Here is a 22,352-nt window from a genome sequence, read left to right as displayed (position 1 = left end):
ATGGACAAAATATTGCTGCACACCTGCTGCGGACCGTGTACTCTTTATCCCCTGCAGCGACTCCGCGCACAGAATTGGACGGTGCATGGATTTTTCTACAATCCCAACATCCAGCCTTACCAGGAGCTGCAAAGGAGGCTTGAAGCGCTTCAGTGGATCGCTCATAAAGAAGATCTGAACCTCATTGTTCGCCCCGATTATGAGCTGGAGGCCTTTTTCCGGCATACGGCTTATCGCGAAAAGCAGCGCTGCCTGTACTGCTACTCGACTCGACTGGAAGCGGCAGCCCGACTGGCGAAGAAAAGTCGTTTTGACGCATTTTCCACCACCTTGTTTTACAGCAAGCGGCAAAAACATGAGCTGATCCGCTCGATAGCCGAGGAAGCTGCCAGGCGCGTCGGCATCCCCCTGTTTTATGAGGATTTCCGCACCGGCTGGAAAGCGGGGCAGGAGCGAGCTGAGGGGCTCGGTATATATCGGCAGCAATATTGCGGTTGCATCTATAGTGAAAAGGAAAGATTCTGCAAAGATTGACGGTGCATGCGGAACGATTCGATCAAGCTCCATATTCGCCAATATTATGCGGCGCTTTATGAAAATAAACAGCCACGTCACCTGCCGGTGAAGACAGGCAGACTACTGGCGGAATGCTTAAACTACCCGCTAACGCTGCTTCACTTTCTGTCGGACAATTACTGGCAACATTTCTTGCCGTGCGGCAATCCCATGGGCTTGCTCTCTCCCAAGAGTGGAGATCGTTTACTCAACCTCGGCTGCGGGGCGGCCATTGATTCTTTTGTGATGGCGGCACTGCACAAGGATGGCATCGAGATCGTCAATCTCGATGTGGTTTTCACGGCCTTGCACAAGGCTTGTTGTCAGGCGCGCAGGGCACCCTTTGAGCACATGCTGAGGTGGCTTTGTGCGGACGGTGAAAAGCTTCCTTTCCAAAATGAAAGCTTCGACTGGCTACTGATGAATGGATCGTTCAACTTGTTTCCGCAAAAATCAACTGTTCTGCAGGAAATTCGGCGGGTGCTGAAACCGCTCGGAGTGTTTTGCTGTGCCGACCTGTGTGCCGCGTCCATGCTGCCCGATTACTTCGAACAGGAAAAGGATGCGTGGGCATGGTGCATGAGTGGCGCCTGTACCGAAGAAAGGCTGGGCCAGCTGTTGACGTCCCATGCCTTGGAGTGCATGAGGCTCAATCGCCGGAAAGCGAGCGGCGATCTATTGTATCCGGTGGTCTTTTCCTGCCGAAAGGTCTAGTCTTCCTGTTGTTCTTCAACCATCGAAATGGCTTTGGTGGGACATTCTTCCGCACAAATGCCGCACCCTTTGCAGTATTCCAGATCGATCTCTACCGGAATGCTTCGTTTGACCACGCCTTCCGGGCAGTACAGCCAGCAGATGAAACATGAAGCACGCTTGTTCTTGGCCGGTGCACATTTGGAATTGTCAATCTCGGGTCGGAACGCTCTCCAATCTCCAGTTCTTCCTGCTTCGCCGATGCACAATTTGGAGTGCGCGTAGGTGAACTCGTCTTTGTTTCTATCCGCCATGTATATGAATCCTTTTGGTTTTCTGATGGTCAAGTCGGACAAATCAGGCACACGCCAGTGCAAATTTTCTGAGTGTCGTGGTTCCTTCATAGGCGAGGCGGGCACCCTGCACATTCCTTTCTGCCGCCTGCCCGCTGAAATGGCTGCGCAGTGCTCTTTCGATACTCTCCAGGCTCACCAGTCCGGTCGCTCGGGCAAAGCCTCCAAGAATGGCGGTGTTGAACAGCACCGTGCCGGAAACGATCAGCCCAGCCTCCCTGGCCCATTGGCTGGCATTGGTGGTGGCCACATTGTACGCCGGATCGAAGCCCAATGCTTCCGGCGGTTTCCCTGAGTTGATCAGTACGATGCCATCGGGCCTGATGCCTGCCGTCACGTTCACAACTTTCAGCAGTGTTGCATCCAGGACCACAACCACATCGGGATATTCCACCAGGGAAAACGTCCTGATCGGTTCTCGCCCCAACCGATTGGTGGCAATGATGGGTGCACCCCGTCGCTCCGCTCCGAAGAAAGGCGCCGCTGTGACACCTTTGTAGCCGTCGTAATACGCCGCTTCAGCCAAAATACTGGCAGCCGTAACAGCTCCCTGGCCTCCGCGGCCATGCCATCGCACCTCAACACAGTTTCTTCGCATACCTCTCAGCCCCTGTACCCGTTACTGACAGTAAATCCGATCCATCCGCAGCAAGAGCGGCAACCGATTGATGCAGAAAACCATTGCTTTCATGACCTTGCCGACTTGTGACGTAGTTTAATACCTCTTTGTCCGTTCGGAGTCAACAGAGCCCCCTTTTAAACTTGCTTTTTGGGCGCCTTTTGGCTAATTCCTGCTGGGTCAGCTTACGGGAGGATCGATGATCAACTGAGCGAGGGAAGTGATGCAAACGGAAGGCCGCCTGATTGGAACAATGAACCTGGCAAACGGATTGACTGTTTACTTTTATGATCAAACGGTGGGAATCATTGGAGACCGCTGCCAGGTCAAGATGGTTGTCTCGATACCCATAGAAATCAAGCGGGAATACTTTGAAAATACCGATAACCCCGGTACCACATACGACAAATTTGTTTCCGTCGTCGGCAACACGGTTCATTTCCAAGCCAGCCGCTTGCGCAATTTCATCGACCGCAGCGAGGTGGATCAGATCCTGGTGGAACTCAAAGGAGAGTTCATCCGTTCCAATCTGGACTATATCTCAAGGCCTCATTTTGCCCGCCGGTTTGTTTGGAAAATGTACCGAGAGTGGCAGGAGAGCGTCCGTTTGAATCAAATGTACGGCCACCACCTGCAACAGGCGAAGGAATCCGGCTGAAAAGCATCGAAATGTGAGTCGGTGGATGTTTCGGAAAACACTCGAGAAAGCCCCGGAGAGGCAGTGAAATCAGGGCCTGATTGCTACCGGTGTTCCTACACCTGCCACACGGAACAACTCGTCCATGTCTCTATTGTACAAAGCTATGCAGCCATTGGTCCAGTCTTTGTGGGCGCCGCCCGCATGGATGAAGATCTGGCCCCCCAACTCTGTGTTGGCCGGAGGTAACAGCGTCCTTTCCAGGGCAGCCACGATTTCCCTGAATTCCGGGGGGGTGATGAGTCCCGCAAAAAGAGCACGTTCGGCACGCCTCTTATCGGGGTAATTGATCCCTAGAGACTTGATGAAGCGGCTCATCGGGTTTTTCACGCAGATGATGAAGTTGCCCTCAGGGGTTTTGCCGTCGCCCTGGGTCTGTTTGTCGCCTCTGGGGTTAAAGCCCAATCCAATGGGGTAGTCGCGCACAAGGACGTTGGACTGGATCACGTACAACCTTCTTTTTTCCTTATATACATAGACTTCCGGATTGGTGATTTTATCCAGAGGGGTAAGATAATCTACCGTGAGGGGCAGCAAATCCCGTCCGGAATGCCTGCTTCCAGCCTGCCCTGAGGTTTCGGTCCGGGCGTCCAGCGAATCGACTTTGGATCCTGATTTCTGCATGGAACATGCAGAAATGACGACTGAAAACAACAGCAGTCCCAGCAAAGGACAAACGCGGGATCGGTTCAGGGCAAACAGACGCATACGGCTCACTTCCTCCTGCATTGATTTGGTCCGGCAAGGCGACAGTCGAAAGCTAGTTTAGCGAATTCTCCGGTTTGTTGAAATACAAAAAATGATCTCGGGATGACTTTTTTGAGATCCCTGCTCCCCTCGCGTTAGCTCTCCAGGAGTCCGGCACTCCATTGTAATGTCATCCCTGGACAGGTGGAACATTATAGCCGACTATTTTGGGACTGATGAAGATGAGCAGTTCCGTTTTGGTGATCTTATGGAAATTTGATCTGAACAACCACCCCAGCAGAGGAACTCTGTTCAGCCCGGGTACTCCCTCCTCGCTGCGATCCTCACTGTTTTCTATGATGCCGCCGATCACTATGACGGCGCCGTCGTCAACCAGAAGTTCCGTCTGTATTTCCTTGGTGTCGATGGGTGGTTGGCTCTGAATGCCAATTGGCGCACTCAGATCCACTTGATCCTTCTTGGCCTTGATCTCCAGCCGCACGCGCTCATCGGGTGTTATATGGGGGGTCACCTCAAGTTCAAGAACAGCATCCACAAGCTCCGTGGAGGCCACATTTTGATCGCTCAACACCAGGTAAGGCACCTGCTTTCCCTGCTTGATGAGGGCCTTAACATTATCCATGGTCAGCACTCGCGGTGCCGAGACAATCTTGCCCTCTCCGCGGGTTTCGAGGGCCGTCAGAATGAGATCAACGTTCCAAATCGTCTGGCCGGTCAGTTGCCCGAAGCTGAATCCGAACGAATCCGGCGAGGTAGCCGGATGATTCACTTGAAAATCCTGAGTGAACAAATGAGAGCCGCTTCCCGAAGTGCTGGCCAGGAAGAAATTCCATTCGATGCCCAGGTCCCTTTCCATGTTCTTATTGAGCTGCACAATCCGCGCTTCGATCATCACCTGAGGAGTGGGTTTGTCCAGGCGGCTGATCAGCGTCTTGGCATTTTGCAGCCGCGACTGATAATCTGTGTAAATGACCAGGCTGGTGCGATCATCGATGGAAATTTTGCCCTTCTCACTTTTGATTTCGCTTATTTTCGCTGCAATGTCGGCAGGCTTGGCATAATTGACGGCAAGATATTCCGTTGTGATTTCACCAAAATCTTTGCTCGCCTCCATCAGCTGCTGGCGCGCCTTCAACGTCTCTTCCTGCTGTTTCCATTCCTGCTGGAGCTTTGCCCTGGTGGCGATGCGAATGACATTGCCGACTTTGTCTACCGCCAGGTCGTTCATGGACAATATCAAGTCGAGGACCTGGTCCCAGGGCACTTGCTCAACCTTCAGGGTCACCTGACCCGCAACGCCTGGATCGATCACCATATTGGTGCCGGTGATATCGGCAATCAAACGCAGAACATTTTTAACGTCCGCGTCCAGCAGGTCCAGGCTGATCGGTTTGCCCACGAAGCTCTTGTTCAAACCGGTTTCCTGTCCGGATCCCACCGATGAACCGCGTACAGGAGCAGGGCCGGTTACTCTACCCGGAGCAACTACGGGGCGTGCTTCTGGCCCCACAGACATTGAGGAAGAAGGGGAGGGCGATACACTCCGGGTGACAGGGACGGCACGCGGGGAAGATTTGTCGGCCAGGGTAAGCCTCAACATTAGACCATTACTGTCGGTCGGGCTCAAAAAATAGCGTTCAAAAGGCCTGTTAAGCGTTCCAACTATTTGTATGCCCCGGGATGAAGCCGAATCCCGGTAGATCAACCTGACTTTATCAGAGGCGGTCGGCACCGGTGGCTGGGGCGGGGTCCGTTGCACATCGCCGAGGTCCAGTACAAATTGGTTTTCTCCCAGCCTCTGCATTTGATAATTCTTGAGCGGGCCTGTACCGAACAAAGTGATGACTATTTCGTTGGGTTGCTCGGAGATGTTTATGTCGAGCAGCCGGTTGGTTGCCGTTTCGCCAGGCGCAGCGGTTGCAGAGTCCCTGGTAGGAAGTTTTGACGGCACCGCCGCTGCTTGCTGTCCGGCGGTTTCCACCGTTGTCCATTGATCTGCAGGGGGCGACGGCGTGGCGCAACCCAGGCAAAAGGAAAGAATGAAAGTCACAATGGTGCATGTGCTGGTAAATTTTGCTGCTCCCTGCATGTCCCCCTCTTCTCTAACCGATCTTGCAAGGAAATCAACTAAGGTAATCGTTGTTCATGGTGTGCCTATTTTCTCTTCTTCTTTCCCTCGGTTTGTTGCTGCGCCGGTTCAAGAAAACGGTAAGTAACGATGGTGCAGCCCACCTGCAGAGTGGAATCATCACGGCGGGTGATGGTTAGATTGTCGACCTTAAGAATTCGATTCAGCTTGCTGATCCTGTCAAAAAAAGTCCCCAGTTCATGATACGACCCAATCAAGTCAAGGCGCACCGGAATCACTGCATAAAATTCCCGTGGTTGTTCAGGTTGTGGTTGGAACAAGATATTCTCCAAACCCACCTGAGCGCCCAATTGGGACACACTGTCGAGAAGACCGGGTATCTCTTTTTGGTCAGGCAGCATGGCCAACAGGTGGGCAAGTTCGACCTCTGACTGGGCCACCTCTTCTTCCAGAACATCCACCCGTTCCCTGGCCTTTTTCAGTTCAACCAGGCGCTTTTCCTGCCGAACAATATTCGTTTTGAGGCCGTTGATGCGTTCAGCCAACGGCTTGTAGGTAGAGAAATAAAAAGCCGCACTCAAGGCCAAAAGGGTGCCTGCAAACAGCAAAATCTTCCTCTGCGTGGTCAGGCCTTCAAATTTTTCCTGGAGCGACACGGGCAGGGTGAGTCTTTTCATCCCTTCGAACCCCTATCTTTGAATTGCATCAGGGCGACCATATTCTTTTCGGTACGGCACCAACAACCAGTCAAAATATCTGTCCCTTTCAGCACCGGCAACGGTTGAATTGCTTCAAATACGGCCACGGAATAGCGAGCTCGAGACGGCGGTTCATTCTCCCTTGACATTGCTTGATAGAGCAACACGTTTCTGATTTTCAGTCAACCCCAAATTAGCTGAATTGCAATCAGCAACGAATTCGAAAAATGGTATTTTCATCTGTAATAATGAAGGTTTGCTGCGCAGTCCAAAAAAGCATAAGTTGAATTGCACTTGAATGCAAGCGCAAAAACAATGCCCTGAGGCTGTTCAAATGCAGTTGCTTCAGATATTTTTGTAGTGACAATGGGCGGAATCAGCCATGTTTAGAAAAAATATAAGTTGTGCATTGATGGATTCGACGATGACAGTCAAACCAACCGAACCACATACCACGGCAGAACCAGCTGAGCAGCGCAGCCATCCCCTTGCGGGCGAGATGGAAACCCTGCCGCATTCACCTGGAGTCTACCTGTTCAAGGACCCTCAGGGGAAAATGCTGTATGTCGGTAAGGCCATTGACCTGAGAAAGCGGGTGAGCAGCTACTTCCGGAAAACCGGTTCGGAAAACATGAAAACCAGAGTCCTCCTCAAAAGGGCTACGGAGCTCGAATATGTGATCACCTCCAGCGAAAAGGAGGCTCTGCTCCTCGAGGCCAGTCTCATTAAGAAACACCGGCCGCGCTACAACGTCATCCTGCGTGATGACAAGAATTATCCTTGTTTGCGTATCGATCCCCGGGATCCTTATCCACGGCTGGAGATTGTGAGGCGCTTTCGCGGCGATGGCGCATTTTACTTCGGTCCTTATCATTCGGCGCATTCGGTTCGGGAAACCTTGAGACTCTTGAATCAGCTTTTTCCCTTGCGGCAATGCAAAAGCAGAAACCTGGTGACCAGGCAAAGACCCTGTCTAAACTACTCGCTGGGACGCTGCCTGGGGGCCTGCGCGGGCAAGGTCAGCCAGCAGCAGTATGCCGATGTGGTTGCGCAAGTTGTATTGTTTCTGCAAGGCAAGACCGACATGCTGCAGCAGCGGTTGCGGCAGCAGATGGAGCAGGCGGCAAAAATTTTGGACTTTGAGCGGGCGGCATTTTATCGAGATCGATTGCAAGCCGTCGCAGAGACTCTGGAAAAGCAGCATATCGTTTCCAACCGCCTGCAAAACCAGGATGTGTTGGGAATTTACCAGGAAGAACAAGGCACGGAAATCGTCGTTCTTTTCGTTCGCCAGGGAGCTCTGGTGGGGCAGAGTAGTTTTGATATCAAAGAGGCTCAAGGGGAGAAGCCGGAACTGCTGACTTCCTTCATCCAACAGTATTATGCCGAAGGACGCTATATTCCTGATGAGATCGTTGTTCCCCTTCCCCTCGACAGCCAGGAAATCCTGGAAGAATGGTTGTCCGAGCGCCGCGGCAAAAGTGTCAGGATTTGGCCCGCCAAGCGCGGAGACCGCAAATATTTGCTCACATTGGCAGAAAAAAATGCTCGGGAAAAATTTGCCGGCCATCGAAAATGGAGGCGGCAGGAAAAGAATCTGCTGGAAAGTCTTCAAAGCATATTGAGACTGCCCGCTTGTCCTCTTCGCATGGCGTGTGTGGACATTTCCAACATACAAGGAATGCATGCGGTGGGGGCTCTGGTAGTATTTGACCGCGGGCAACCCGATAAATCATCCTATCGCCATTATCACATACGGGGCAAAGACCGACCGGATGATCCCGCCATGATGGCCGAGGTCGTGGAGCGGCTCATAACGGAAGATGCGCAGCTCACCGCCAGTCTGGACTTGCTGGTCCTGGATGGTGGTAAGGGACAATTGAATCGAATACATCGCGTTCTGGCGGCCGCCGGTATTGACCAGGAGCTTCCCGTCATTGCCCTCGCCAAAGAACAGGAAGCCGATCGGGGCGATAAAGGCCGCGGGCTTTATGAAAAGGTGTACCTGCCGGGGCGCAAGAATCCTCTGTTCTTATCGCGTTTTCCCGCTATCCTGCATCTCCTGCAGAGGCTCCGCGATGAGGCCCACCGGTTTGCCATAACGCACTATCAGCATCGCCACCGAAGTCGGCTGCTGTCCTCGATGCTGGATTCTGTGCCCAACATCGGACCCAAACGGCGCCAACTGTTACTTCAGCACTTCGGCAGTGTGGAAAAACTGCAGCAGGCCGGCATCGAGGAATTGAATGGAGTTCCCGGGTTGCCAAGGAATGTCGCGGAGGCTCTCTATGAGTACGTTTGCCAGGATCGAAGCAGCCAATGAAAAGGGTACGCAGGCTCAATTCTCGGACGGTCAGCCGGCAGCTTGTCCAAGGACACCCTCTTCCTCGAGGGAGAGGATAGGGGTGGGGGTGTAACTGGTTGAAGCCTCACCCCCTCAAGAAAGAGAGGAATCTTCCATGCTCGGAGCGTCTCCCTAGCCGGATTCCTCGTCATCTTCCAAGCTCAGGCGTCTTAACAATTTTCTGCCCAGGGCACGCAATTCGACATCAGGTATCCCGGCAAGCAGTTCCTTTTCCTCACGAGTCAGCGGACGGCTTGGGGATTTTGATTTCTTGCCGGACGGTACTTTCTTTTTTTTGAGTCTACCCAAAAGGCGGTGATTGGGATTCAGAACCGGTTGGTCAGGGGCAATTTCCCCAATCCTGATGACTATCTTTTCAACCAGAGGCTCCGGCCGGCTATGGTTGATCTTATCCAGCAGGATCGTCTTGTTGAGTTCGAGATGATGTTTCCAGATGGAATCATAAACATGAACGTGCAGCACCTTGTTCTTGAGTGATTTTGGCTGGGAATGACGAGCCAGCTGTGGCCCCACCAATTTTTCCCAGTCCCCTAATGGGTTGGCTGAAAAAGCCGGGTGTTTCTGCAAAAAATTGCACAGCAGCTCCCCTATTTGCTGCCGGCCGCCCCTTGCTGCCTTCATTCACCCCTGCCCTGCGAATGAGTCGCGTTGTTTGAAGCGGCCCGCAGCTGCTCCAACATGGTGTGAAGTTGTTTGAAATGCTTCTGCATGGCTTCCAGAATGACAACGGTATCACTGCTTTGAAAGGGAACGCGCGACAGCAAATGATCATAGAAGAGCGCATCGACATTGGATAGATAAAGATTCTCCATGCGTTGTAGCAGACCGCTCACCAGGCTGAGCGCGATGACCACGACAATCACCTGTGCGATGGGGAGTAGGCTTGCCGTTAGAGGCCCCAGTGAATCATTGATTTCCTTTTGCGCCGTCAAGGCGGGTAGCAACTCAAGGTAAAAAAGCCAGCAGGTCTGGACGAATGCCAGCAACGGCAAGGACCACAGCAGCCAGCGGAACGGCGTCCAGGATGCCCAGAGAATCTGCCAGTCCGTTTCAACGACACGGCGCTCCTTCTCCGTCATGTCCTCGGAGGAGAGTGTCCGGTGAGAGTGGGTGAGTATCAGACGCAACCTTTGAAAGGCATGAAATAGGAACCGCAGGCGAACGCTCTGCAATTTCTCCATGAGCATGTCCGTGGGGAATGCTGAGTGCGACTGACCGGAAAAGTCAGCGAAATTTACTTTGGGTTTGCCGGGGACATTCTTGACGGTCTGCTTCAACAAAACCTTCACCAAATATTTGCCAAGATATTGAACCAGCAGCCAGGCCGTCTTGCCAAACAAAAACAGTGCGACTACCCAAAGCAGGTACAGGACGATTCCACCCACAGGGTCCAACCCCAACCAATAGCTCTGGGTCCAAAATTGACGGGTTTTGAGAACTTCGGGATGGACCGAAGCCAATACGGCGGCTCCCTGATATTTGACCTGATAAAGATTGCAAAGGGGGTAAGCGAATCCCAGGCAAACCAGGAAAAGAATGAACCAGAAAAGTCTTTGAATGGCCTCGTAGCGTCTCAGTGTATAATGCATAAGGGTTCCCACACTTGGTCAGGTATCCTGGATGAATGCTGGTTGTGGCTTCCAGCCAGCCGGTATCGGCATTGAGCATGCATTTTATGGGGAGAAAGTCAAGCCATTAAAGCAGGCAGTGCGAGTCACTGGAGTAGGGCAGGGGTGATGGACCACAGCGGATATTGAGTTCCGCCCATGGGCTTCTGTGTGTTTAACGCCAGCGGTGGATGGTTGAGATTTATACCTGCCGGTTAAGGGCTTGGAAATCCTGCCCGTATGAGCGCATTCCGAAGGGAATCCGCGACCAGTGCTTGGTGGATTCCACGGTCTTTCTGAGCTCGGTGGGACCTGCGATGGGGCCGAGCCCCGAACGGGGGAAGACGAAACTTCCCCCGCCGGCAGCAAACAGCCTATTTTTTCCAGATGGGATCCTCGGGACCATAACTTTCGGGCAGGACCGCCTTTTCGCCCCAGCCATCGGGAAGCTTAGTGCCAGGCTTCTCGCCGAGCTTTTCCTTCTTCTTGCCGAGGCCCGGCCGGGCAAACTTCATGTGCCCCTCTTTCAGTGTCCGGCCATTGATGACAGCTTCCGAACGGAGCCGCGTGCCCACTGTCTTCTCCATCTTCCGGCCAAGCCACAGAATGCGGTCCACGTCGTAGCCATGCTCGATGCCCAGTTCGTCGATCTGAACCAGTAGATCCTCCGTGCAGATCAGGCCGACGTAGCGGGGGTCCTCATAATAGTACTCGCCGGTGCCCTTAATGGGGCAGTCATCGAGGAAATTAGCCGGCTGGCCGCCGAGGCCGCCGAGCGTCGACTCGAAACGGCAGATGCCCGCCTGGAGGGCCGCCAGAACGGACGAGGAGGCGATGCGCTTGGTTTCGTGCAGGTGGCACAGGTGCGCCTCGGGATTCGGCATGGCATCAAGGATCATGGAGAAGTAGCGGTACACGTCGGCGGCGTTGGCCGAACCGTCGTGGTCCGCATGCTCGATGTCGTGGGCCCCGATTTCAAACCAGCGTTTGGTGAACTCCACGGCATCCTCCAGCTTCGTGGCGCCGCTGATGGGGCTGCCCCAGATGGTGCTCACGGTGCCGCACATCTTGATGCCCGCGTCGCGCGCCTTCTTGATGCACCGCTCGGCTTCCTTCCAGTAATCCGGGAGGGTGGTGCCCGAGTTGGCGAAGTGGTGCTCTTCGTCGGTGGAAACCATCATGAGGATACGGTCGGGACCATAACCCTTCTGCCTCATCTCGATGGCGCGGTCAACGGCGGTCTCACGAATGGTCACGCAGGTGAGCGTCACGTCCTTGTCAATGTCGATGCCCTTCCTTGCGGCGCGCTTCCGGAAAGCGTCACTGCGCATGGCCTGCATTACCTCATCGGCGTCTACAAACTGCGGCGTAGTGGTAATGGCGCCCAGGTTCGTCACTTCCAGCTCGCGGCAACCCGCAAGGATCAGCTCCTGACCGTAGAAAATCTTGGCCTTCGTCGAAATGAATTTCTCCAGATGCTGAAAACCGTCACGGATCGTAATGTCCCCGATGGTCACCTTTTTGGGCATCCTTGGAAAAATTTTCCAGTAATCGTATTCTGTTTTTATCGTCATGGTGGTATCTCCTTGTCTCTCAACACTGTTTCTGGTTCATGCTGGTCGAAGGCCGCTCTCCTTCCCCGAAGGGAAGTGCTGTGGATGGTCGCTAAACGATGCCCCCCCTTGTTCCTCAAGGGAGGAATCCATCCCGGCCGGTCAATGATTTCTGCCGTCATGGACTAGAATCTCAAATTGCCGAAGGCCGGTTCGCCAATCGGTTGCAGCAAACTGACCTCGAAAGCCATTGCCAGCCAGTCTCTCACTTCCCTGAACTTCAGCACTCGATCGCTCAGCAGGCGCGCTCCGCAATAGAAGGGGTGAGCCTCACCGTCGTATTTATCCATCATCTGCTGGCGGAAGGCCTGCTTTTCCCCTTCGCTCATGGGATTGCCCGTAGCCGCACGCTTGCGCTCTTCAATCGAGAGCAGCACCTCGGCTGCAGACCGGCCGCTCATAACGGAGGTCCTCGCCCTCATGGTGTGAAACAGAAAATGTGGACGGTAGGCTCTGCCGCACATGCCGTAGTTGGCCGCACCGTTATCCGGGCCGACCACCAACTGGATGCGAGGGACCTGGGCGCACGACACCGAGCGCACCATATCCGCGCCGTACTTGCCGATGCCCATATGTTCCGATTCGGACCCCACCATGTAACCGGGTGAGCTCTGCACAAACAACAGGGGCACCTTCTCCTGGGAGCAGCGGACAATCCACTCGGTGGCCTTGCGCGCCGCTTCCGCAAAGATGATGCCAAGGCCGTTGGAAGCGATGACTCCCACCGGTATTCCTTTCAGGCGAATTTTTCCGGTCACAATATTGTCGCCGCGACCCGGCGAATAGGTCTTTTTGTATTCGATGAAATAACTGTCGTCGGCTATGGCTTCCAGGAAGTCACGGACTCTGATGCCTTGATGAATCTTGGCGGGAAACGTTTCATAAATGGCCTCGACGGGCATCTGCGGAGGACTTTCGGCGTAGCGATGGATATGCAGCTTTTGGGGGGCTTCCAGCGACAAAATATCGCGCACCTTGGCAATCGCTTCGTCCTGATTGGTGCAGAAATGGTCGGCGCCGCCCGAAATTTGGGTATGCACCCGGGCTCCTCCCAAATCTTCGGCGGAAATCACTTCGCCGGTGGCGGCCTTTACCAGCGGAGGCCCGCCCAGGAAAGAGTAGGACATCTTATCGATCATGATGGACTGGCATGCCATAAAAACAATATACGCACCACCGGCGGTGTTGCCTCCAGTACTGAGAGTGATTTGTTTCAAGCCCTTGGCAGACATGCGCGCCATGTTGTAAAACATCGAGCCGAAGTGTTGATCATCCGGAAAAACGTCCGCCTGCATGGGTAGATAAGCGCCACCCGAGTCTGCGATGTAGACGCAGTTGAGGCCGCAGCGCTCGGCTATAGCCTGGGCCCGCATGTGCTTTTTCAAGGTTATGGGGAAATAGGTCCCCGCTTTCACGCGGCTGTCGTTGGCCACGATCATGGTCCAATTGCCATAAATTTTCCCAATGCCCGTCACAATTCCGCCACACGGCACGTCGTCCACATCCGGGTAAAACATTCCGAAACCGGCGATACGGCTCAGCTCGAAAAACTCGGTCCCGGGGTCGATCAGCTTCTCGATGAGCTGTCGTACGGGTTGTTTTCCCTGCTTGGCCAGGCGCTCGATGGCCTTTTCCCCACCGGGCCAGGTGGCGTCATAGACCTGCTGGTCGAGCTTGAGCTCTTCATTTTCCCAAAACGCTCTGTTTTCATTTCCTGAATCGGTCATTTTGCATCATCCTTACCAGGCGTAGTTGATATTATTTACCCTTGTAGACCGGTTTGCGTTTTTCGCGAAATGCCGCCAGCCCTTCCAGTCGATCTTCTGTGGGGATGGTCACCCAATAGGCATTCGATTCAATGGCAAGACCGGTGTGCAGATCCGTCTCCAAACCGTAGTTGATGGCATACTTGGCCTGCTGGATGGCAATGGGACCGGTCTCGCAAATCATGGCGGCCATACTCAGGCACTCATCCAGTAAAGACTCAGGCGGGCAGATCTTGTTGACCAGCCCAATATCCAGGGCTTCCTGAGCATCCACTCTGCGCCCCGTAAAAATCAGCTCCTTGGCTTTGCCTCGTCCCACCAGGCGCGGCAGCCTCTGGGTGCCCCCCGCGCCCGGAATGATGGCCAGACGGGTTTCGGTGAGTCCCATACTGGCTGTGGTGGACGCAATGCGCAGATCGCAGGCCAGAGCCAACTCCGTTCCACCCCCCAGGGCGATCCCGTTAACCGCCCCGATAACGGGCTTGTTCAAGTATTCAATGAAGGTGAAAAGGTTGCGGATCGTGAATATGAATTCCCTCACCTGTTGCTCGCTGTAGGTGGCCCTCTCTTTCAAATCGGCACCCGCACAAAAGGCTTTTTGGCCGGCACCGGTGATGATGACTACCCGGACCTCAGGATCAAACTGAATGGCCTCGATGCGCTCTTTGAGAGCCAGCAGCATGCCGAAATTGAATGAATTCATCACCTCGGGCCGGTTGAGCGTGAGCAGCGCGACCTGATCTTTTCTTTCCTCAAGGACTAGCTGTTGATCCATAACTCCCCCTCTTTGGCAACAGGCGGTGACCAGAACGGACTCGACCACCGCCTGACGTCTTTAGCGTTGCGCTTTGCGAGCAAATTCTTCCCGGGTCAGTTCGCGGGCAATGATCATTCTTCGAATTTCGCTGGTGCCGGCACCTATTTCATACAGTTTGGCATCACGCCACAGTTTTTGCACAGGGAATTCGAGGCAATAGCCGTAACCGCCGTGAATCTGGATGGCCTGATCGCACACCCAGGTGGCCGTTTCGGCGGCAAACAGAACGGCTGAAGCCGCCAACTTGGTGAGCTCTGTGCCCTTGCCGCCGCGCGGCGATCTCTGCGCCAATTCAGCAGCCCGATAGACCATGAGTCTGGCGGCTTCGGTTCTGGCGTACATGTCGGCCAGTTTCTGCTGAATCATTTGAAAATTGGCAATGGGCTGCCCGAACTGCTCACGTTCCACCGAATAGCGAATGGAGTATTCCAATGCCTGCTGGGCCATGCCCACCGAACCGCCCGCCAGCACGATGCGCTCAATGTCAAGGCCGCTGGTCATGACGTGCACGCCCATATTTTCCTGACCCACCAGATTGTCCGCAGGCACCTCACAGTTTTCGAACACCAGCTCGCCGGTCGGGGAACCGCGCATCCCGCATTTTTTCAGCTTGCGGGAGACTGAAAAGCCGGGAAAATCTTTCTCCACTATGAACGCACTGATACCTTTGGCACCCTTTTCGGGAGCCGTTTTGGCATAGACCAACAGTGTGTCGGCTACGGGTCCATTGGTGATGAATATTTTGGTGCCGTTCAAAATGTACTTGTCGCCCTTCTTTTCCGCTCTGGTGCGAAGACTCATGGCGTCGGAACCCGCGTTGGGTTCCGTGAGGCCTAATGCACCGATCTTTTCACCGGTCATCATGGGCGGCAGATATTTCTCTTTCAATGCTTCGCTGGCGTTCTTGTGAATATTGTTGGCGCACAGATTGGAATGGGCGCCATAAGTCATAGCCAGCCCCGGGCAAATGCGACTCATCTCCTCGATGGCCAATGTCTGCATCAAAACATCGCCGCCCAGTCCGCCATACTTCTCGTCGATGGTGATTCCAAGAATGCCGATGTCGGCACATTTCTTAAAGAAATCGGGCGGAAACCAGTCTTCTTCATCAATCTTTTCCTGCAAAGGCCCCAATTCGTTCACGGACCACTTGTAAACTGTTTCCTTGATCATGCGTTGTTCATCGGTCAGTTGGAAATCCATTTGTCTTCTCCCTTCCGTTCGAATTCTCGCGGTTGCCGTTGTTAGTCACCATCACTCGATTCATTCCAAGAACTGCAAATGCGCTTCGACGCCCTTCCTTCCATACCCTGCCGTGTTGCAATCGGCCAATTGCCCAATTGCCAAGACGGCAGTGGCAATATCCATTGCGCATGCGATCCGCCGCCAGGAAGCTGTACGGCAGCTCCCTCCTCTGTGACAGAGGCGTCCGCCATTCTCGGGCAAGCTCCTGCCAGTTCGCTGACGAACCTGAAAAAATTCATTTAATCAAAAGTGAAACGAATTTGTTAATATCAAATTTTTCTTGGAATTCAAAAACGAAAATTCACAAAAGTCTCAAGAGAGTTCGGAATGCGGGCGATACAAGAAAACCAGCCGGCCTAACGCGGCGCGATCCCCATGCGTGTCTCAACCGCCTTGTCGAGCATGGCGGGGAGTCCTCCTCGTTCCTGCGGGGAGAATCCAAAAACCTGCTGCCAGATGTCTTCACCTTCCATGCACAAATAGACGCAAATATGCGCATCGACCTCGCGTATGCGGTCCACCATCCAAGCGTAAAGTTCCACCCGAATATCGCGAAAATAGCGCAGCTTACCGTCCAATCCTCGGATGAATTCGCCGTAGATGACGGTGCTGCCAGGATGCCTCCTCTGGATGATCGGTTTCAATTCCGGCATGAAGCGAAACGCCCCCAGGCTGATCCAGACAATGCGGCTCGTGTCGACGGATGAGAACAGTCGATCGAGGACCTCTCGATAACCTTCGCGCCAGCCGGGATATTCAATCATCGGATCGAAATGAAACGCCAGTTTGTATCCCCATTGGGCAACTTTTTTGGCCGCCGCCAGACGCTGTTTGATGGTGGTCGCTGCGGTCTCTTCGCGACGGCGGATGGGTGCTGCGTTCAGAGACCATGCCGCCAGAGTGTGTCCCCTGTGATCCAGATCCCTCAGATTATCGATAAAATCGGTCTTGGTCTTGAGCTCCAGTACGGCGTTGGGCTGTTTAGCAAAAAACGGAACCAGATCGCGTGAGAATTCCGTCCAGGGATCCACCAGCAGGGAATCCGTGAATTCCCCGGTGCCTATGCGGTAAAGCCTTTCGCGATGGGTAGCCAGTTCCTGTCGCAATTCACGGAAGAGATCCTCTTGGTTGCCGAAAATCCTCAGGTTGGGATGATTGAGATAGGCCTGCAGAATGCAGTAAGTACAATTCAAGGAGCACTGCACGCCAAAGTGCAGGATCTGATAGCCGCAGCAGAAATAGTGGCGCGTTCCCGGGCAGGACTTAAGAAAACGTCCGCGAAATTGCACCACCTCGAGTCTTCGCGGATCTCTCAGCGGCGAGTCCGAAATGGTTTCAACCACCTCGAATTGGGCTGCGGGCAGATTGCGCCGCAGTTTCTCAACCAGACGGCTGGTCCTGCAGGCCTCTTCGACCAAAATCTTGCTCGGCTTGTTGCGCATTAAGAGCTGCCTCTCCAGGATTCATTAACGGTTCCGGTAAATGATTTGTGTGCGGTATCTCATGGGCGGATCAATGCCGCAAACTGGCCGGTCCTCACTGAATGTTTCAAATCCTGCAACATCTCCATGAGTTGCTGCGGATTCTGGAAATAGAGCTGCAGCTGCCAGGTCGCGCCTTCGAATGAAGGTGGAGGCAAAATCTTTACGTTGCTGGGAAGTCCGGCAGCATTCATGTCTCGCACAAAACGTTCTTCCCTGGCTGCGACTCGAGGATACCGCCGGCGGTAAAGCCGGGCACGCACCAGTTGAGTTTTCTCACGATGGTTCACAGTTTCGTCCAGGATAATATCAGTGATTGCTGGGTCCGTGAGCACTTGCTCCTTTCGGATGCTGTCACGCAAAGCAATTTCCTTTACTCGATCAAGAATCTCACACTGGATGCTGCTGCTGCAGCGGAGTTGTTTCAAAAGGGCAACCATGCTCTTCTGGGATTCACCTTCCCAGTCCGCCAGTTGCAAAGCGGCTCGCTCACAAATGTCATCGCATGCGGCTGCAGTCAGCAGTTCCTGAGGCGAAGCAGCCAGACGCACCCACTTTCCAATAGCGCCTGGTTTGGCGGGGATGCCCAACCGCGGCAGGTAAAGACGCAGCAGCTCCTGTTGCGAAAGATGATCCGTGAGTCGTGCAATCAGCTGAGATTTTTCCGCGGTGTTCAAAGGTGCGCCTGAAAGCTTCACTGCAGCGCGCTCGATCATCAACCTGGCGGGATCGTAATCCTGGGGGAAAATGAGACACTCGAATGTTTTCAATCCTTCCCGGCGGGCCCAGAAAAGCCTCTTGAATCCGTCAACAATGACCCTGGATCCATTCGGTTTCTGCCAAATCCAGGGTGGCGAGAGTATACCGTGACGCTGCAGTGAAGTACGCAGTTCAGCCGAAGGCTCCAACGCGAAAAGGGCAAAAGTGCGGTCCTGCCAATCGAGGTCGTTGATGGTCAGGTCCTCGTGTATGCTGTTCATTGTGGTTTAGCCAAACAGTTTGAGATGTAGGTTAAACGAGTGTTCTCCCGGAGAGGCGCTGCAGGGCTTCGATGTAGCGCAAACGGGTGTTTTCTACCACCGTCGGCGGCAGCTCCGGCGCCGGGTCGGTTACCTTCCACCCGGACTGCACCAGATAATCCCGCAGATATTGCTTATCAAAGCTTTCCGGACTAGAGCCGACCTGGTATCGATCGGCCGGCCAGAACCGGCTTGAATCAGGGGTGAGGACTTCGTCGATGAGTATCAGCCGATCGTCCATAAGACCGAACTCGAACTTGGTGTCGGCCAGAATAATCCCTCTGCTTTCAGCGTATGAAGCTGCCTTCTGGTAAATTGCGAGGCTCCTGTCCCGGACTTGTCGAGCGATCCTTTCCCCCACCAGGGCAGCCATTTCGGAATAGGATATGTTTTCATCGTGCGCCCCCTGGGCTGCCTTGGTTGAAGGCGTGAAAATGGGCCTTGGCAGCTTCTGAGCTTCCTGCATGCCGGGCGGCAGAGCAATAGCGCAGAGCATTCCTGTTTTCTGATAATCCTTCCAGCCCGATCCCACCAGGTAACCTCTGACAATGCATTCGACGGGCAGTGGTTGAGCCTTCTTGACTCTCATGCTGCGTCCGCTCAGGTCAGCCCGATAGGGACGGCACACTGCCGGGTATTGGCTCACATCGGAGCTGATGAGATGATGCTCGATCAAGTCCTGGAGAAATTCGAGCCAAAACTCGGACAACTGGGTGAGCACTTTGCCCTTATCGGGTATGGCGGTCCGCATCACGACATCGAAGGCGGAGATGCGGTCAGTCGCCACGATCAACAGTGAATCGTCAAGATCGTATATGTCTCGCACTTTGCCTCTGGAGAGCAGTTTCAATTCGGGAAAATTCGTTTGGAACAACGTCTTTTGCGACATTCGTCTTCCTCCATCTGGTGAAAACTCACCGGCTGTGTTTCCCGCCCGTCACCAACCATCACACGTACCTCAACCCAGCCTTGCAAAGCCAATAACAGCTTTCCATACACTATAGATACGATTGTGAATCTCTCTATCATAATCTTGCCAGAATGCAAATCTGCAAGCAGGTCATTTACCGATCCGGGCGCTCCTGCTCAAATCCTGGTTGACCCACCCCAGAGCTCTTGTTATTTTGCAGCTACAGACAGGCAGGGCGATTTAAACGGCAGCGAGAGGGTGCCAATGAATGCTGCATTAATGCTCAATGGTTTTCTTCCATGTTCCAGGCACCGATGCAGTGCAACAGCTCATAACAGGAAGTGATTCATGAAGAAATCACCACACCTTTCAGTCGGATCTCTGCGCGGAATTGCTGCTTTGTTCGACGACGCGGAGCGCAAGGAGATTTTTCGCAAATACTTGTTTTTCCTTGGATGGGTAGAACTCTTGATCTTTGCGGGTTGCTTTCTCTATCAACTGGGGGACCAGGGCTACGACCAATACGGACCCATCACAACGCCCTTTCCCTGGAAGGTTTACTTCCTGCTCTCCTTCCTGGTGCCCCTGGCTATCACTTTTCTCCTTGGCGTCATTATTGTTGGTTTCAACAAATACTTTGGTGAACCTGAAGCGGCCACTGCAAAGCCACAGGAAGACATTCCTCCGGAAGATAAGTCGAGTCGCGCCTACAAGCTCTATGTGGCGATGAACTGGCTCCAGCGCCTGCCATTTCTCAGCCTGCTGCTGTTTTTGGGAATTGCCGTCGGGGTATTCTACAACCTGGACGTCATCCTGGGTTTTATCGGTGCCGTAGGGGAAAAGACGGTCAAGATCATGTTGACGGCCGCCGCTATCCTGTTGGCTGTGGGGGCGGTTTTCGGCGTTGTCTTGCTGGTCCTGAACTTCAAGTTGCGCAAGAAGTCAATGGAATACAAGTACAAGGCCGATGTTGCTGAACGTTACGGCCTGATCATTCTCGAAGACAATACCGTCCTCAACAGTGAAGGAACGCCGCTGCTTCAGGGCAAAAATTTCAAGGATGTAGTGCCGCTCTTGCCGGATTCATCCGAATCCCGACCGCCAGCCGATCCCGGCGCAAATCTGGCGACTCAAACGGCTGATCTCAAATCGACCTGAGGTTTCGGCCGCCCAGATCAAGATTCCATGTTCCGGATTCCTTTGCGGGCTTCAGCAAGGCTCCCATCCCGGCACAATGCCTCCAAGGCGATGGCCATTGGGGAAACTGTGCGAGCCTGCCGGTCTCATATCGTCTTGAGGCAATTCCTTTTCTTAACCCTTATAAAATCGTGATGGCAGGTGATGGATATTCTCATCTTTGAGCAGCGAGTTCTCCAATTTGTGCGGCAACGGCAACTCATTGATCACAACGATCACGTCCTCGTGGCGGTTTCGGCAGGACCCGATTCAGTGGCTCTGCTGCACGCTCTTGTTGCACTTCAAAACGATCTGGGGATCGCGCGGCTGACGGTCGTGCATTTTAACCACCAGCTGCGCGGTCATAGTGCTGCACAAGATCACGATTTTGTGCTTGCTTTGGCGAAACGTTTGGGTCTTTCGTTCTGCGCCGCTCAGCAGGATGTGCGTGCCTGTCAGAAAGATCATGGGGGTTCTCTGGAAATGGCGGCGCGTGCCTGCCGCCACAGCTTTTTTCGCGAAGCTATGCTGACCAACGCAGCACAGAAAGTTGCGCTGGGACACACGGCAAATGATCAGGCGGAGGAACTGCTGCTGCGACTGATGCGTGGAACGGGCCCCTCGGGAATGGCGGGAATGGCGGCCGGTACCGAGCAGGGAATCATCCGTCCCCTGCTTTTCGCCGGCAGAGTGGAGGTGATGGAGTATCTTAAGGCCAGGCAGCTTGACTTCCGGCTGGATGCCTCCAACTTGGAACCCACCTGCCAGCGCAATGTTCTCCGACTTGAAATGTTCCCACGGCTGGAAAAACATTTTCACCGGCAAATCACTCAGACTCTCTGCCGCCATGCCAGCCTGGCCCAGGAAGAAGAAAGCTACTGGAAGCAGCAGGTCGAGAGAATCTGGTCCGGGGTCTGCAGCGAGGAGGCCCAAACGCGGATTTCGCTCCGTCTGGCCGGTTTATCGACGCTCCACCCCGTCCTGCTGAAGCGCGTTCTGCGCGAAGCCGTCAAACGGCTTAAAGGAAGCACCCTCGGTTTCTATGCGGTGCATTGGGTATTGCTCCATGAATGGAGCACACAGCCCGGTTCCGGCAAATTCCTCCAACTTCCCCGCAGGCTTTGCGCTTACAAGGAGGCTGATACACTGATTATTGCAACGGAAGCCCTGCACGCCCCCGCTCCCTTATTGGAAGGCATTTCCGAATTGGGATCTCACGACTTTGGCGTGTTCCGGCTGAATCTTAGCTGTATCCGCCGCAATTCCTCAGATGCGCCACCGGCAGAGCCCAATATCGCGTGGATGGATGCCGATCGAGTCAACTGGCCGTTGACGACTCGCTGGTGGCAGCCGGGGGACCGTTTTCAACCCCTTGGTTTAGCAGGGAGCAAGAAGCTGCAGGATTATTTTACCGATTGCAGGATCTCAAGGTCCCGCCGAGGCAGAATTCCGCTGCTCTGCGATCGACTGAAAATCTGTTGGATCATGGGGCAGAGACTGGACCACCGGGTGCGGATCACCCCGGAGACGAAACAGATCCTGGTTGCAGAGTATCAGCCCAGTGAATGATTCCGGAGAACGTTCCCCGCCGGTCCGGCACATGCCTTGTGTGTATCCCGACTTTCGCTTTGCAGGGGGGACTTTCAACCGCGACTTGACTTTTCCCCGCAATCTGCTGTTCGGGATTTCGCCGCTTGTGCGACCGAAAAATCCGCATTCCCGAGCTGAGCCCCTCTGAAATTATCGATCTAATGGTTGAAGTTGAAGAAATTGTGTTGGGCATGGACACCGCCATCCCCTGCGGCTCGATGATCATCGGGAGATGGCCGCCACAGCGGGAAACATCAGCAAAACCGACAAGCACGCCCGGGCTGAAAATCTCGTTTGGATGAGGCTGGGAGGAACAGTTGGCGGAGGCAGCCCGATGTATGCTTCGTGGTT

20 protein-coding genes are annotated in these 22,352 nt (G+C 54.0%); 6 read left to right on the top strand and 14 right to left on the bottom strand.

The genetic code is table 11. The features are described 5' to 3' along the window. Together K1V27_RS20085 and K1V27_RS20080 are read left to right on the top strand one after the other, a co-directional pair. The gene (locus K1V27_RS20085; protein WP_258931861.1) at positions 1-534 is read left to right on the top strand and encodes an epoxyqueuosine reductase QueH; all 534 of its coding nucleotides are present in this window, start codon (positions 1-3) and stop codon (positions 532-534) included. 6 nt (positions 535-540) lie between these two features. Next, complete coding sequence (locus K1V27_RS20080; protein ID WP_258931859.1) at positions 541-1,269, top strand: methyltransferase domain-containing protein; 729 nt, start codon at positions 541-543, stop codon at positions 1,267-1,269. Here K1V27_RS20080 and K1V27_RS20075 read toward each other — a convergent pair. Beyond that, a complete protein-coding gene (locus K1V27_RS20075) occupies positions 1,266-1,562 on the bottom strand; it encodes a 4Fe-4S binding protein (RefSeq protein ID WP_258931857.1) in 297 nt (98 codons plus the stop codon). The genes K1V27_RS20080 and K1V27_RS20075 overlap by 4 nt on opposite strands. A gap of 43 nt (positions 1,563-1,605) precedes the next feature. Beyond that, complete coding sequence (locus tag K1V27_RS20070; protein WP_258931854.1) at positions 1,606-2,199, bottom strand: 2-oxoacid:acceptor oxidoreductase family protein; 594 nt, start codon at positions 2,197-2,199, stop codon at positions 1,606-1,608. A 244-nt stretch (positions 2,200-2,443) separates the two neighbouring features. Between K1V27_RS20070 and K1V27_RS20065 the strand changes: the two genes are divergently transcribed. Then, positions 2,444-2,878 carry a hypothetical protein gene (locus K1V27_RS20065; RefSeq protein WP_258931853.1) on the top strand — a complete coding sequence of 145 codons (435 nt, stop codon included), beginning with the start codon at positions 2,444-2,446 and terminating at the stop codon, positions 2,876-2,878. Positions 2,879-2,947: 69 nt separating this feature from the next. Here K1V27_RS20065 and K1V27_RS20060 read toward each other — a convergent pair whose 3' ends face one another. From K1V27_RS20060 to K1V27_RS20050, 3 genes are all read right to left on the bottom strand, one after another. Beyond that, complete coding sequence (locus K1V27_RS20060; RefSeq protein ID WP_258931851.1) at positions 2,948-3,625, bottom strand: L,D-transpeptidase family protein; 678 nt, start codon at positions 3,623-3,625, stop codon at positions 2,948-2,950. Between the two features lie 169 nt (positions 3,626-3,794). After that, positions 3,795-5,714, bottom strand: a complete 1,920-nt coding sequence (locus K1V27_RS20055; RefSeq protein ID WP_258931850.1) for a type IV pilus secretin PilQ — start codon at positions 5,712-5,714, stop codon at positions 3,795-3,797. Positions 5,715-5,779: 65 nt separating this feature from the next. Beyond that, positions 5,780-6,391, bottom strand: coding sequence for a type IV pilus inner membrane component PilO (locus tag K1V27_RS20050; protein WP_258931848.1), 612 nt, complete (start codon positions 6,389-6,391; stop codon positions 5,780-5,782). A 445-nt stretch (positions 6,392-6,836) separates the two neighbouring features. Here K1V27_RS20050 and uvrC point away from each other — a divergent pair, with 445 nt between their 5' ends. After that, positions 6,837-8,735: an excinuclease ABC subunit UvrC gene (gene uvrC / locus K1V27_RS20045; RefSeq protein WP_258931846.1), complete on the top strand. Its 1,899-nt coding sequence runs from the start codon at positions 6,837-6,839 to the stop codon at positions 8,733-8,735. Between the two features lie 153 nt (positions 8,736-8,888). Here the strand turns inward: uvrC and K1V27_RS20040 are convergent, their stop codons facing one another. From K1V27_RS20040 to K1V27_RS20000, 9 genes are all read right to left on the bottom strand, one after another. Then, positions 8,889-9,398, bottom strand: coding sequence for a DciA family protein (locus K1V27_RS20040; RefSeq protein ID WP_258931845.1), 510 nt, complete (start codon positions 9,396-9,398; stop codon positions 8,889-8,891). Further along, on the bottom strand, positions 9,395-10,366 hold the full coding sequence (locus tag K1V27_RS20035) for a hypothetical protein (protein ID WP_258931844.1): 972 nt from the start codon (positions 10,364-10,366) through the stop codon (positions 9,395-9,397). The genes K1V27_RS20040 and K1V27_RS20035 overlap by 4 nt, the downstream gene beginning before the upstream one ends. 392 nt (positions 10,367-10,758) lie before the next feature. Further along, positions 10,759-11,958: a hydroxymethylglutaryl-CoA lyase-like TIM-barrel protein gene (locus K1V27_RS20030; protein ID WP_258931843.1), complete on the bottom strand. Its 1,200-nt coding sequence runs from the start codon at positions 11,956-11,958 to the stop codon at positions 10,759-10,761. 164 nt (positions 11,959-12,122) lie between these two features. After that, positions 12,123-13,724, bottom strand: a complete 1,602-nt coding sequence (locus K1V27_RS20025) for an acyl-CoA carboxylase subunit beta (RefSeq protein ID WP_258931842.1) — start codon at positions 13,722-13,724, stop codon at positions 12,123-12,125. A 31-nt stretch (positions 13,725-13,755) separates the two neighbouring features. Beyond that, positions 13,756-14,538: an enoyl-CoA hydratase gene (locus K1V27_RS20020; RefSeq protein ID WP_258931841.1), complete on the bottom strand. Its 783-nt coding sequence runs from the start codon at positions 14,536-14,538 to the stop codon at positions 13,756-13,758. A gap of 60 nt (positions 14,539-14,598) precedes the next feature. After that, the gene (locus K1V27_RS20015) at positions 14,599-15,783 is read right to left on the bottom strand and encodes an acyl-CoA dehydrogenase family protein (RefSeq protein WP_258931840.1); all 1,185 of its coding nucleotides are present in this window, start codon (positions 15,781-15,783) and stop codon (positions 14,599-14,601) included. A gap of 398 nt (positions 15,784-16,181) precedes the next feature. Next, positions 16,182-17,267 (bottom strand): SPL family radical SAM protein, encoded by a 1,086-nt coding sequence (locus K1V27_RS20010; protein WP_258931838.1) that lies wholly within the window; start codon positions 17,265-17,267, stop codon positions 16,182-16,184. 59 nt (positions 17,268-17,326) lie between these two features. After that, entirely contained in the window at positions 17,327-18,286 is a 960-nt protein-coding gene (locus K1V27_RS20005; protein ID WP_258931837.1) for a ParB/Srx family N-terminal domain-containing protein, read from the bottom strand. A gap of 31 nt (positions 18,287-18,317) precedes the next feature. Further along, the gene (locus K1V27_RS20000) at positions 18,318-19,214 is read right to left on the bottom strand and encodes a phosphoribosylaminoimidazolesuccinocarboxamide synthase (protein ID WP_258931836.1); all 897 of its coding nucleotides are present in this window, start codon (positions 19,212-19,214) and stop codon (positions 18,318-18,320) included. A gap of 369 nt (positions 19,215-19,583) precedes the next feature. On the opposite strand from K1V27_RS20000, the gene K1V27_RS19995 reads away from it, so the two are divergent. Then, positions 19,584-20,393, top strand: coding sequence for a hypothetical protein (locus tag K1V27_RS19995; RefSeq protein ID WP_258931835.1), 810 nt, complete (start codon positions 19,584-19,586; stop codon positions 20,391-20,393). Positions 20,394-20,576: 183 nt separating this feature from the next. After that, on the top strand, positions 20,577-21,980 hold the full coding sequence (gene tilS / locus K1V27_RS19990) for a tRNA lysidine(34) synthetase TilS (RefSeq protein ID WP_258931834.1): 1,404 nt from the start codon (positions 20,577-20,579) through the stop codon (positions 21,978-21,980). Positions 21,981-22,352: the final 372 nt, after the last annotated feature.

Source organism: Desulfoferrobacter suflitae (assembly GCF_022603395.1).
GTDB classification, from domain to species: domain Bacteria; phylum Desulfobacterota; class Syntrophobacteria; order Syntrophobacterales; family Syntrophobacteraceae; genus Desulfoferrobacter; species Desulfoferrobacter suflitae.
Note: the sequence above shows the minus strand (reverse complement) of the source record. Positions and strands in the feature narration are given on the sequence as shown.